This window comes from Bacillus sp. Leaf49, assembly GCF_001426125.1.
Classification (GTDB): Bacteria; Bacillota; Bacilli; order Bacillales; family Bacillaceae; genus Bacillus; species Bacillus altitudinis.
This window is the reverse complement of record NZ_LMRK01000023.1, coordinates 37353-50168: the sequence shown is the minus strand read 5'-3', so window position 1 is coordinate 50168 and position 12816 is coordinate 37353. Positions and strand designations below refer to the sequence as shown.

The 12816-nt window shown below is 41.7% G+C and carries 12 protein-coding genes; 8 read left to right on the top strand and 4 right to left on the bottom strand.

Annotated features, from left to right (window positions below):
- Nucleotides 1-7: 7 nt before the first annotated feature.
- Nucleotides 8-793 (top strand): SDR family oxidoreductase, encoded by a 786-nt coding sequence (locus ASG46_RS16290; RefSeq protein WP_056705213.1) that lies wholly within the window; start codon nucleotides 8-10, stop codon nucleotides 791-793.
- A gap of 119 nt (nucleotides 794-912) precedes the next feature.
- On the opposite strand, the gene ASG46_RS16285 is transcribed toward ASG46_RS16290, so the two are convergent.
- On the bottom strand, nucleotides 913-1911 hold the full coding sequence (locus ASG46_RS16285) for a hypothetical protein (protein ID WP_056705211.1): 999 nt from the start codon (nucleotides 1909-1911) through the stop codon (nucleotides 913-915).
- Nucleotides 1912-2335: 424 nt separating this feature from the next.
- Between ASG46_RS16285 and ASG46_RS16280 the strand changes: the two genes are divergently transcribed.
- The 5 genes from ASG46_RS16280 (at nucleotide 2336) to ASG46_RS16260 (ending at nucleotide 6643) form a co-directional block, all read left to right on the top strand.
- Complete coding sequence (locus tag ASG46_RS16280) at nucleotides 2336-2647, top strand: PTS sugar transporter subunit IIB (protein WP_017367558.1); 312 nt, start codon at nucleotides 2336-2338, stop codon at nucleotides 2645-2647.
- Nucleotides 2648-2650: 3 nt separating this feature from the next.
- Nucleotides 2651-2983 (top strand): PTS lactose/cellobiose transporter subunit IIA, encoded by a 333-nt coding sequence (locus ASG46_RS16275; protein ID WP_017357943.1) that lies wholly within the window; start codon nucleotides 2651-2653, stop codon nucleotides 2981-2983.
- A 25-nt stretch (nucleotides 2984-3008) separates the two neighbouring features.
- Nucleotides 3009-4355, top strand: a complete 1347-nt coding sequence (gene celB / locus ASG46_RS16270; RefSeq protein WP_007501108.1) for a PTS cellobiose transporter subunit IIC — start codon at nucleotides 3009-3011, stop codon at nucleotides 4353-4355.
- Nucleotides 4339-5745, top strand: a complete 1407-nt coding sequence (locus ASG46_RS16265; protein ID WP_056705209.1) for a glycoside hydrolase family 1 protein — start codon at nucleotides 4339-4341, stop codon at nucleotides 5743-5745. The genes celB and ASG46_RS16265 overlap by 17 nt, the downstream gene beginning before the upstream one ends.
- A gap of 175 nt (nucleotides 5746-5920) precedes the next feature.
- Nucleotides 5921-6643 carry a GntR family transcriptional regulator gene (locus tag ASG46_RS16260; protein WP_017357941.1) on the top strand — a complete coding sequence of 241 codons (723 nt, stop codon included), beginning with the start codon at nucleotides 5921-5923 and terminating at the stop codon, nucleotides 6641-6643.
- Between the two features lie 50 nt (nucleotides 6644-6693).
- Here the strand turns inward: ASG46_RS16260 and zwf are convergent, their stop codons facing one another.
- Complete coding sequence (gene zwf, locus ASG46_RS16255) at nucleotides 6694-8169, bottom strand: glucose-6-phosphate dehydrogenase (protein WP_035390764.1); 1476 nt, start codon at nucleotides 8167-8169, stop codon at nucleotides 6694-6696.
- A 222-nt stretch (nucleotides 8170-8391) separates the two neighbouring features.
- Here zwf and rnz point away from each other — a divergent pair, with 222 nt between their 5' ends.
- Both rnz and ASG46_RS16245 read left to right on the top strand, forming a co-directional pair.
- Complete coding sequence (gene rnz, locus ASG46_RS16250; RefSeq protein ID WP_035702824.1) at nucleotides 8392-9321, top strand: ribonuclease Z; 930 nt, start codon at nucleotides 8392-8394, stop codon at nucleotides 9319-9321.
- Between the two features lie 139 nt (nucleotides 9322-9460).
- Complete coding sequence (locus tag ASG46_RS16245; RefSeq protein WP_035702826.1) at nucleotides 9461-10768, top strand: aminotransferase class I/II-fold pyridoxal phosphate-dependent enzyme; 1308 nt, start codon at nucleotides 9461-9463, stop codon at nucleotides 10766-10768.
- A 44-nt stretch (nucleotides 10769-10812) separates the two neighbouring features.
- Here ASG46_RS16245 and ASG46_RS16240 read toward each other — a convergent pair whose 3' ends face one another.
- Together ASG46_RS16240 and namA are read right to left on the bottom strand one after the other, a co-directional pair.
- A complete protein-coding gene (locus tag ASG46_RS16240; protein WP_017367554.1) occupies nucleotides 10813-11577 on the bottom strand; it encodes an alpha/beta fold hydrolase in 765 nt (254 codons plus the stop codon).
- 119 nt (nucleotides 11578-11696) lie between these two features.
- Nucleotides 11697-12713: an NADPH dehydrogenase NamA gene (namA, locus tag ASG46_RS16235; RefSeq protein ID WP_017367553.1), complete on the bottom strand. Its 1017-nt coding sequence runs from the start codon at nucleotides 12711-12713 to the stop codon at nucleotides 11697-11699.
- Nucleotides 12714-12816 lie beyond the last annotated feature (103 nt).

Here is a 12816-nt window from a genome sequence, read left to right as displayed (position 1 = left end):
TAAGCGAATGTATCCAGATTTGGAAGGAAAAACAGTTCTCATCACAGGAGCAGGTACAGGGATAGGTCAGGCGATGGCGCGCCGGTTTGGACAAGAAAAAGCCAATGTAGTGATCAATTATTTCTCAGATAAAGAAAACCCGGACGACACGATTGCTGAGATTCAAAAAAGTGGCGGACAGGCTGTGAAAATTCAAGGGGATGTATCAAAAGAAGAGGATATGAAGGCGATGATTAATCAAGCTGTTGATACATATGGCAGTCTTGATGTCATGATCAATAATGCAGGAATTGAAAATGAAGTTCCTTCAACTGAAATGACGCTAGATAACTGGAACAAAGTGATGTCCACCAATTTAACAGGTATGTTTTTAGGGTGCCGTGATGCATTAAAGTATATGACAGAACACGGGATCGAGGGGTCGATTATTAATATGTCGTCGGTCCATCAGCAAATTCCGTGGCCTCATTTTGTCCATTATGCAGCAAGTAAAGGAGGCGCCAAGCTTTTGACAGAAACGCTGGCACTAGAATATGCCCCTAAAAAAATCCGTGTAAACAGTATTGCACCAGGTGCAATTGATACCCCCATCAATGCCGAAAAATTTAATGATCCAGCATTGAAAAAGGGCGTCATTGAGCTGATACCAATTGGCTATATCGGAAAGCCTGAAGAAGTGGCAGCATGTGCTGTCTGGCTTGCATCAAAAGAAGCGAGCTATGTGACAGGGTTGACGTTATATGTAGACGGCGGTATGACCAAGTACCCGGGATTCCAAGCAGGAAAAGGATAATCGTGCATATGTTGATCACGGGCTGGGCTCAGAGGATAACACAACATCAAATTATGATCTAGTATGTTGTCATGCTAGTGAAAAGCGTGAGCATAAACATTGCACACGCTTTTATCCATTTATTCGCCTTTTTTAAATATGGCTTCTTTGTTCTTCACGATGATGCCTACTTTCGTTTTGACACGAGGAACGCCATCTTTTTGAAGATAATCATATAAAATGGGTTCTATTTCATTGATATCTGTACGAAGTATTTTAGGTGATAACTCCTCGATAAATGGATCGTTTTGAACTGCTAGACAGTTCGCCATTGTATCGAGTGCAATTAAACTGAAAGGTCTTCCTTTGTTTAGCCAAGATTTCATTCTGAGCCATGTTGGAAAGCATGCTGATGCCAACCTGCCCCAACTGTCGTTAAAAGAGGAGCAATGAGACTCCATCCAATCAAGTATGTGATGTGAACGGAAACGATATAGGCTGGAGAGAGCCATCATTGGCAATTCCTTTTCACTTACACATTTCAATTGATCAAAAATACGTCTCATTCCTTCCTCGGCTGGTAAACTACTGGCTGCTGCCCAAGAAAGCGGATGAAAAAATTTATCGGCATCATTCTCCCAAAGCTCTCTTACCCAATCCGAAGCTGCAGTACCTAAAACATCAGCTGCGATCTCCAGCATTCTTGATTTGACTTCATGATTTTCCGTTCCATAAAATCTAGCTTTTACAGACATCAAAATTTTTTGTGTATCGTGTTTTTTCAGGGCATTGATGACATCGTATTGAAGAAACCATCTTGTGATTGAGAAATCTAATAAAGACTCCAAATCATGTTGAACCGCTTGTAATGTGGGTATTTTCTCTTCTGCTGTGACCAATACATCTTCTTCTGGCTGACAAGTCTCTCCGTCTTCTTCATAAAAATCATCGTGCAATAAAAATTTCTTTGGAGAGTGGATGATCGCTAAGTGATACCATTCAATTGGCCGTAAAGAATAGGTTAACAGCCGCCTGTGACAATCATTGCATAAACGATAAGGCTGAGCTGGTTCATCAGAAATTTTTACAACATCAATCTCGTTTCTTTTACAGGCTTCACACAAATGAGTGACTGCCATGATATCGACTCCCTTTGATTGCAAAGATATGAATAGATTCGAAAAGTAGCAGCAAAAGACGTTTACCTATCCGTCAAATTGAGTGGGAATAGAATCTGTTTCCATCTCTGGGCAGTTACTTCTCATGATTTATGGGTTTTTGAATGAGCTAAGTCATTCGCACTTATTTTAACAAAATTCTCAAAGACTGTTTTCTGAAGAAGAAGCTACTTTATGGTTCATTCGGAGAGTATTTTTTAAAAGAAAAGGGCTCTCGTTCATATCTGGATGAGATCTTTTTTGTTCTGAAAGCTTGTTGTGAGTATTGATACGGTCATTTTTAAAATAAAATACAGACATATATAATTAAATGTCTAGACATTTAAAAATAAAAATATATAATATTAACTGGAAGCGCTTTTATTACAACAATGGGGTGAGAGAAATGAAACGTATTTTATTAGCATGCAGTTCTGGTATGTCTACGAGTTTACTAGTCACAAAGATGAAGGCACATGCTGAGTCTATAGGGGAAGAAGCAGAGATTTGGGCAGTCGGACAAGACCAAGCGAAAAAAGAAATGGCACATGCCGATGTTGTATTAATTGGACCGCAAATGAGCTTTTTAAAAGGGGATCTTCAAAAAGAAGCTCAAAAATATGGGATTGAAGTAGAGGTCATCGATATGCAGGCGTATGGGCTAGCAGATGGACAAAAAGCGTATGAACAAGCGGTTTCATTGATGGGGGAATCTTAAAGGATGGAAAAGAAAACGCTCGAAGGACTCACGGAAGAACAAATCAGTTTTCAATTGATCTTACACAGCGGAAATGCACGAAGCAAATTGCTTCAATCTCTTAAACAATTCAGAGAAGGTCATGAAACAGTAGCATCTGACCTTCTCAAAGAAGCGGAAGATGACTTGCGGAATGCACATGATATTCATTTTCAAATGGTACAGCAAGAGGCAAGCGGAGAAACGATTTCATTCTCCTTGCTGCTCATGCATGCCGAAGATCATTTCATGTCAACGATGACAATAAAAGAGCTTGTGGGAGAGCTCTTACCGATATTGCAATCACTGAAACAATAAAGGGTGTAAACAAGGGGGGAAACCAATGTTTGATAAAATAAGTGCGATTTTGGTTCCGATTGCTGGGAGATTGAACAACAATCGCTATCTAGGTGTATTAAGGGATGCCTTTATGCTTGCGTTCCCATTAACGATTTTTGGTTCCATCATGGTCGTATTAATGAATTTGCCATTTTTAGATAAGATCATGAGTCAAACAGCACTGGAAGGTGTTCAGTCTGCACTGAATATTGCACCTAGTGCGACCATCAGCATTATGAGTGTGTTTGTTGTATTTGGGATTGGCTACTATTTATCGAAAAGCTATGATGTGGAAGCTGTCTTTGGCGGTGTGATCGCTTTAGCCTCTTTTCTGCTCCTTACGCCATTTTTACTAGAACAAGAGGGCGGTGCATCCATTGCAGGCGTCATCCCAGTCGATCGTTTGGGCGCAAAGGGAATGTTCCTTGGAATGATCACAGGCTTTTTGTCTGCTGAAATTTATCGCTATTTTGTCCAAAAGAAATTTGTCATCAATATGCCGCAAGGGGTTCCGCCAGCTGTTTCTAAGTCTTTTGCTGCACTCATCCCGGCTACTTTGACACTCACAACCTTTCTACTGATCAATATCATCATTACACAAGGGTTCAAAACCAACATGCATGACTTGATTTACAATGCGATTCAGGCGCCGCTTGTCGGACTTGGAAGCGGTATCATTCCGACCTTGATCGCTATTTTCTTTATACAAATTCTTTGGTTCTTTGGGCTCCACGGCCAAATTATTATCAACTCTGTCATGGACCCGATTTGGAATACATTGTCCATTCAAAATCTAGAAAGCTACACAAAAACAGGTGAGGTTCCGAACATCATCAGCAAGCAGTTTATCGAAATCTATACAGTGGGTATGGGTGGAACCGGTATGACGCTAGCTGTTGTGTTTACGATTTTAATTTTTCTTAAAAGTAAGCAATTGAAACAAGTAGCAAAGCTCGGCTTAGGACCAGGTTTATTTAACGTCAATGAACCCATTATCTTCGGTTTACCGATTGTGATGAACCCGCTTATTCTCATTCCATGGATTTTGGCGCCAATGGTGATTACTTGTATTTCTTATTTTGCGATGGCCGCAGGTATTGTGCCGCCTCCGACAGGCGTGAATATTCCATGGACAGTACCGATCTTTATTAGCGGAGTCATGGCAACGAATTCATTAGCGGGCGGTCTGCTTCAGCTGTTTAATTTAATGATTGTGTTTGTCATTTGGTTCCCGTTCCTAAAATTTATTGATCGTATGAATGTGAAAAATGAAAAAATAGTCACGACAGAAAAAACGAAACAAACAAACATCAAAGGTGAAGGAGACTCAATACATGTCGATGGAAACTAACAGTCAATCATATACATTTCCAGAAGGTTTCTGGTGGGGATCTTCTGCCTCTGCTACGCAAACAGAAGGCAGTTATCCAGGAGATGGAAAGGGACCGAACATTTGGGATCACTGGTTTGAAAAAGAGCCGAATCGTTTTTTTCAGGGCGTCGGTCCAGCTGTGACCTCGCAATTTTATCGTAAATACAAAGAGGATATCCGACTCATGAAGGAGATTGGGCACAACTCGTTTCGTCTATCTATTTCATGGTCACGCCTTTTACCTGAGGGAAAAGGGGCTGTTAATGAAGAAGCTGTGGCTTTTTACAATGATGTGATCAATGAACTGATAGCGAGTGACATTGAACCGTTTGTGAACTTGTATCATTTTGATATGCCAATGGCGCTTCAGGAGACGGGAGGATGGGTAAACAGGCAGGTCGTAGACGATTATGTCAGCTATGCGACATTGTGTTTTCAGCTATTTGGCGACCGGGTGAAAAAATGGTTTACCCATAACGAGCCGATTGTTCCTGTAGAGGGTGGATATATGTATAGCTTCCATTATCCAAACGAAGTTGATTTCCAAAAGGCAGTGCAAGTTGGATTTCATGAGATTTTATCAAATGCTAAGGCCATTGCGGCTTATAAAGAGATGAAGCAGGATGGGAAAATAGGCATTATCCTCAACCTTACTCCTTCGTATCCGCGAAGCCAGAATCCGCGGGATGTCGAAGCAGCTGAGATGGCTGACGCCTTCTTTAACCGGTCCTTCCTAGATCCAGCAGTGAAAGGACATTTCCCTGAAAAGCTAGTGGACGTGTTAAAGAAAGAAGGATTGATGCCAGCTATGGAGGAAGGAGACCTTGAACTCATTCAAGAGAACACGATCGACCTTCTCGGCATCAACTATTATCAGCCCAGAAGAGTGAAAGCAAAGGAACATATGCCTCACCCTGATGCACCATTTATGCCAGACCATTATTTCGATTCTTTTGAAATGCCGGGCAGAAAAATGAATGTGTACCGCGGCTGGGAAATCTATGAAAAGGGTATTTACGATATATTGAAAAAAGTCCAGACAGACTATGGGAATATTGAATGCTTTATTTCTGAAAATGGAATGGGTGTCGAAGGAGAAGAGCGGTTTCAGGATGAAGAAGGAATGATTCATGACGATTACCGCATTGATTTTATTTCTGAGCATCTTAAATGGGTGCATCAAGCCATTCAAGAAGGAAGTCATGTAAAAGGCTATCATCTGTGGACGTTTATGGATAATTGGTCATGGTCGAATGCCTATAAAAATCGCTATGGATTTGTCTCAGTGGACCTTGAGAAAGACGGGAAACGTACCATCAAAAAAAGTGGCTACTGGTTTCAATCGGTTTCAGAGAATAATGGTTTCTAATCAAGATACTTGCTCTTTCCTTGAAAAGGGCAAGTATTTTTCTTATGTAAAGATGAAAGGATTGAAATGAAAGTGGCTCGAACCTTTTAAGCGCACTAGGCTTAGTGTAGAATGAGAGGAAGGCTAGAAAGCGCTATGATAGGATATGAAAAAACAAGTCAGTTGGTGGTGTGAGATGACAAAGTACGAACTCATTTCAGAAGAAATTAGAAAAAGAATAGGAACAGCATATTATCCAGAAGATCAACCCATTCCAGATGAAAACTCGCTTGCCGCTGAATTTAAATGCAGCAGAATGACGATGAAGCGTGCGCTTGATCTTTTAGTGGCGGAAGGTCTGCTCTTTAGAAAAAGAGGTCATGGCACATTTATTGTGAAGGCAGCGCTAAATCAAGGTGCGATCAACGTATCAGGTCATGAAAATAAAGGGTTCACGAAAGTGATGGCAGATAAAAACGTGACGAGCCAAATCATTCGCTTTGATGTGCATTTTCCAAGTGAAGAGGTGGCAGCTCATTTATCCATTGACTCAAGCACACCCGTCTATGACATTATTCGGCTCCGTTTGGTGGAAGAAGAGCCATATGTATTAGAAAAAACCTTTATGCCTGTCAATGTCATTAAGGGAATAGATGAAGAGGTTTTATTGGGGTCTATCTATAGCTACATTACAAACACACTTCATTTAAAAGTGGCAGGAGCGCACAAAAAAATTAGAGCGGCTAAATCAGATCAGCTTGATCAGCAATATTTAGGTTGTGACCCTACGGATCCGGTGCTAGAAGTGGAGCAGGTGGCTTATTTAAACACAGGCCGGCCGTTTGAATATTCCTTTAGCCATCATCGCTATGATAAATTTGATTTTTCAACGGTTGAAATTACGAAAACACGACTTTAAAAAAAGAGCAGAACCCCCTCAATCGGGAGACTGCTCTTTTTTCGTTGATTTTATATATTCCACCAGTGATATCCATCTTTTTCAAGAAGCTGATCTGCTTCTTTTGGTCCCATAGAACCAGCAGGGTAATTTGGTTTTAACGTTTTGGTTTCAGCCCATTTTTTTGAAATTGGATCAACAAAGTTCCAAGACAGTGCCACTTCATCCCAGTGGGCAAAGTTTGTTGCGTCACCTAGCAAACAGTCATGAATCAGCTTTTCATACGCTTCTGGTGTATTCATGATGTCGTTGTAATTTGTTTGATAGTCCAGCTTAATTGGTTTAGCATACGTTCCGCCATCAAGCTTGCGAGCATTCAGGTGAAGGGTAATGCCTTCGTCTGGCTGAATATGAATCACAAGTAAGTTTGGATGCATGGAATTCCCGTTTCCATAGTACAGGTTCATCGGAATGTCTTTAAATTGCACCACGATTTGAGTGGATTTCTTTTCTAGACGTTTTCCTGTACGAATGTAAAATGGTACCCCGGCCCATCTAAAGTTATCGATGAGAAGTTTCCCTGCAACGAATGTTTCTGTGTTGGAGTTTGGGTCCACATTTTGCTCTTCAAGATAGGAAGGAACCATATTGCCATCAATCGTTCCTGCATCATACTGTCCGCGGACAAAGAATTGATCCACTTCATCTTTCGAGAAAGGACGAAGCGCACGCAATGCTTTCCGTTTTTCGCTACGGATTTCCTCTGTATTGAGCTTAATCGGCGGCTCCATGGCTAGTAGTGCAACCATTTGAAGCATATGGTTTTGGACCATATCTCTCAGTGCACCAGAACTCTCGTAATATCTCGCACGGTCTTCGACGCCTAATGATTCACTCGATGTGATTTGAATGTTTGAAATGTAACGGTTTGTCCAAAGCGGTTCAAAGATCGCATTCGCAAAACGAATCACCTCAATGTTTTGCACCATCTGTTTACCGAGGTAGTGGTCAATACGATAAATTTGATCCTCTGTAAATGCATCTCGGATCTCTTCATTTAATGTTTTGGCACTAGGGAGGTCATGACCAAACGGTTTTTCAATGACAAGTCGAGACCATCCAGTCGTTTCTGATACGCCTTCACTTTTTAAAAACTTCGCAATGGTTCCGAAGAATTCCGGTGCCATCGCTAAATAGAACATCCGGTTATTTGGGATACTGTATGTATCTTCAAGACCAGAAAGAAGTGTGTTCAGTGCTTGATAGGAAGCAGGGCTTGAGACATCAAAGTCATGGTAATAGAAATGAGAAATAAATTCCTCTGCTTTTGCTTCTGCATCATCAGAAGAGACCGATTCTTTTACCACAGCTCTTAGGTCTTCATGAGACCAAGGACGACGTCCAACACCTACAACAGCGAATTGATCTCCAAGCTTTCCGCTATGATAAAGTCTATGTATAGAAGGGTAGAGCTTGCGTTTTGCAAGGTCTCCTGTTGCGCCAAAGATGACAATGACTGCTTTTGGATAGTTAGTTTCTGTATTCACGAAAAGTACCTCACTTTATTCGTAGCATTGTTGTAAAAACCGAGAATGTATGTACATTTTCTTTATTTTAAAGGTTCATTGTTCGTAAAGCAAACATTTGATTCGACTTTTTCTGCCCAAGTTTGACTTTTTTCAAAAATTCCGCTGAATTCACATTTATCCTGTCTTCATGTATTCTATATGAATGAAGAGATTGTATACCGGCTGTAGGAGGAAATCGTAATGGAACTGCTCTTTTTAGGAACAGGTGCAGGCATTCCTGCAAAAACAAGAAACGTCACTTGCACTGCGCTGAAGCTTTTAGAAGAGAGAAAAGCCGTGTGGCTTTTTGATTGCGGAGAAGCGACGCAGCATCAAATATTACATACAACGATTAAACCAAGAAAAATTGAGAAGATCTTTATCACGCATATGCACGGTGATCATGTATATGGTCTCCCAGGTCTGCTTGGCAGCAGGTCCTTTCAAGGCGGAGAGGATAAATTGACGATATATGGTCCAAGCGGCATTAAAGCTTTTGTAAACGCGGCACTTTCAGCGACGCAAACGCATTTGACTTATCCGCTGCATATCATAGAAATAGAGGAAGGGATCGTTTTTGAAGATGATACCTTTCAAGTAGAAGCAAAACGAGTGTCTCATGGGATCCCAGCTTACGGTTATCGGGTCGTGGAAAAAGATGTACCCGGTGCACTAAAAGCCGAAGACCTAAAAAAAATCGGTGTAAAACCTGGACCTTTGTATCAGAAGTTGAAAAATGGGGAAACCGTTACACTCGAAGATGGAAGAATGATTGATGGAACCGATTATTTGGAACCCCCTAAAAAAGGGAGAATCGTTGCATTTTCAGGAGATACCCGTTTGTGCGAGAATATAACAAGGCTTGCCAAGAATGCGGATGTGTTAGTCCATGAAGCAACATTTGGGAAAGAAGATGCAGAACTAGCCTATAATTATTATCACAGTACGACAGAACAGGCAGCAAAAACAGCGCAGGAAGCAGGCGCAAAAAGACTGATTTTGACTCATATTAGTGCACGGTACCAAGGGGAAGAGTCAATGAAACAATTACTCAAAGAAGCCCGCGATATATTCCCGCTGACTGAAGCTGCACATGATTTCTTTTCTTTTCCTATTGACCGTACCCTGTAAAAATTGGATGAATCGTCAAAAATAGTTGTGTGATTTTTTTGATATTTATGATGACGCTCTTTTTCAGGTAGTGGTAAAATGGTGAAGAAAAAACAAATGACGAATTACACTATGAAGAATACGGGAGGCACAATCAAAGATGAGCGGTTTTACAGCGTTAAGTGAAGCAGAATTAAATGACCTATATGCAGCACGACAAAAAGAGTATGAAACGTACAAAAGTAAAAACTTACACTTAGACATGTCTAGAGGGAAACCTTCACCAAAACAGCTCGATTTATCTATGGGCATGCTCGATGTCGTGACATCAAAGGATGCAATGACAGCTGAGGATGGTACAGATGTGCGAAACTATGGCGGCTTGACAGGCCTTCCTGAAACAAAGAATTTTTTTGCAAGTGTGCTCAATCTGAAGCCAGAACAAATCATCATTGGCGGTAATTCTAGCCTAAATATGATGCATGACACAATTGCCCGTGCCATGACTCACGGCGTATATGGCAGCAAAACACCTTGGGGCAAGCTTCCAAAGGTAAAATTCCTAGCACCAAGCCCAGGGTATGATCGTCATTTTGCCATTTGTGAGCATTTTAACATAGAGATGATTACGGTAGATATGAAGTCGGATGGACCTGACATGGATCAGGTAGAAAAATTGGTTGCAGAAGATGAAGCCATCAAAGGGATTTGGTGTGTACCGAAATATAGCAACCCTGACGGCATTACGTATTCAGATGAGGTTGTCGACCGTCTTGCTTCCATGCAGACAAAAGCAGACGACTTCCGTATTTTTTGGGATGATGCCTATGCAGTCCACCATCTAACAGATACGCCTGATACGTTAAAAGATATTTTTCAAGCAGTAGACAAAGCAGGACATGCAAACCGTGTGTTTATGTTCGCCTCTACTTCTAAAATTACGTTCCCAGGCTCGGGTGTTGCACTGATGGCATCTAGTCAGGACAACGTCAGCTTTATTCAAAAACAGTTATCAGTTCAAACCATTGGGCCAGATAAAATCAATCAATTAAGACACCTTCGTTTCTTCAAGAATCCAGAAGGATTGAAGGAACATATGAAAAAGCATGCAGCGATTATTAAGCCGAAATTTGACCTCGTTCTTTCGATCCTTGATGAAAAGCTTGGTGGAACAGGCATCGCTGAGTGGCACAAACCAAATGGCGGATATTTTATTAGCTTAAATACACTCGATCATTGTGCAAAAGCTGTTGTGCAAAAAGCGAAAGAAGCCGGTGTGACACTAACAGGTGCAGGGGCGACATATCCTTATGGAAACGACCCGCTTGATCGTAACATCCGTATTGCGCCAACGTTCCCAACGCTTGAAGAACTAGAGCAGGCGATTGACATCTTTACGTTATGCGTTCAGCTTGTCAGCATTGAAAAGCTGCTGTCTGAGAAAAGTCAATCAGCACCAACGGTATAATGAAAAAACTCCTTGACTGATGTCCGGTCAAGGAGTTTTTGTTTTTAGTTGGCTGTTTGATAATAAGTGGCAGGCTGTTTTGCTGCACACCATACATCATAAATCGCAAGCTGCACAATATGTGGTTCATCGTGATGAATATAGTGCGAGCTGTTCTGCGCCTGAATCCATCCGCTTTGGGATGACAATGTGAGCATTCGTTTATGAAGCCTGAGCCAAGCTTCATGTGCTGGATGAAACAAGCGGCTTTTGCCTGATGAAATGACAAGAAGGGGCATCATCCCATAATGCGTTTGCTCCTCTTTGGTCGTACGCAGCATTTGCTCAAAGTCCTCATGTGTACATTCTGCTGTGAACTGCGTCATATATGAAGTGCGTTCTTCCTTTGATAAGAGCGGCAGAATGACCTGCTCTTGCTCCTCACTTGCTGGGTCTAGAAGGACCATACCGATAACATCTTCTTTTCTGCGGCTTGCCCATAAGCGGCTGACAAGAGAGCCAAATGAGTGCGCCACAATGAGAAATGGCGGCTGAATATTGGCTTGATGTAAGAGTGTATCTAAATCATCCGCAAGATCATGCAAAGTTCTTCCTTCTTTGCTTTCGCTGCTTTTTCCATTGCCTAAACGGTCATATAAGAAAACACCAAGCTCTGGGTCAATATCACGAGCGATATTCGCCCACGTATCGCCTGAAATTCCATATCCTGCTTCAAAAATAATGGTGGCTTCCTTTTTCCCTTGACGATGCTTTGTATAAAAGTGATGTCCATCTATATGATACGTTCTTTCAATCAATGCCGAGTTCATTCTTCCATCTCCTCTAAGTGGTTCTTTAGCTAAAAGACGGCACAAAAGGCAAAGATGTTTCTCTTAAAAACAAAAAAGATGCCTATTTCAAAAAATAGACACCTTTTTGCTTAGAGATGTTACCAAGCACGATCGTATTGGCGCGGGCTTTCGATGGATGTACGAAGCTCTTTAGCGGCTGTTTTTGGGAAATACGGATCCCGTAAAAATTCTCTGCCGATAAAGATCAAGTCAGCACGCTGATTTTGTAAAATTTCTTCGGCCTGTATACCAGATGTGATCATACCGACAGCGGCTGTTTGGATGCCGGCACCTTCTCTTATTTTCTCAGCAAAGGTGACTTGGTAGCCGGGGAATGTGTTAATGCTGGCTTGCACCACAGCGCCTGAGCTCACATCAATTAGATCGACTCCTTGCTCTTTCAGCCATGCGGCAATGCCAATATAATCTGCAATATCTAGTCCCTTTGTTGTGTAATCAGAAGCGGATACACGGACAAATAATGGTCCATCCCACACTTCATTGACTGCATCAACCACTTCTCTCAAGAAGCGATAACGATTTTCTGGTGAACCGCCATATTCATCTGTCCGGTGATTGGCAAGCGGTGAGAGAAATTCGTTAATCAAATAGCCATGCGCACCATGAATCTCAATGATGTCAAATCCAGCTTTCTTGGCGCGGACAGCGGCATCTTGAAACGCCTGAACTGTGTCTTTTATTTGATCGATAGACATCTCAAGAGGTGTTTTAGATTGCTCGTCAAATGGAATGCTGGATGGAGCAAGAATGTCACCATCTAGCTCAGCCTTGCGTCCTGCATGGGCTAGCTGGATGGCCGTTTTTGTTCCGTACGCTTTGATTTGTTCGTTTAATGAGGCAAATCCTTCAATGTGCTCATCACTCCAAATTCCGAGGTCCTGATCACTAATTCTTCCCTCAGGTGAAACAGCACTTGCCTCGACCATAATTAATCCGGCCTGACCTTGCGCACGGGAAATATAATGTGCAAAGTGGAAAGGCTGTAATTTTCCATCACGGTCATAGGATGAATACATACACATCGGGGACATGACGATGCGGTTTTTGAGTGTGACACCTTTTAATGTCCAAGGTGAAAAAAGCTTTGTTTCCAATTACCTTCGCCTCCTCATAGAATGGTATAGCCGATTATAACAGCCATTCAAACATTCGTCATAAAAGGTGCTCAAACCATATAGCTTTTGTACATGATTTTGT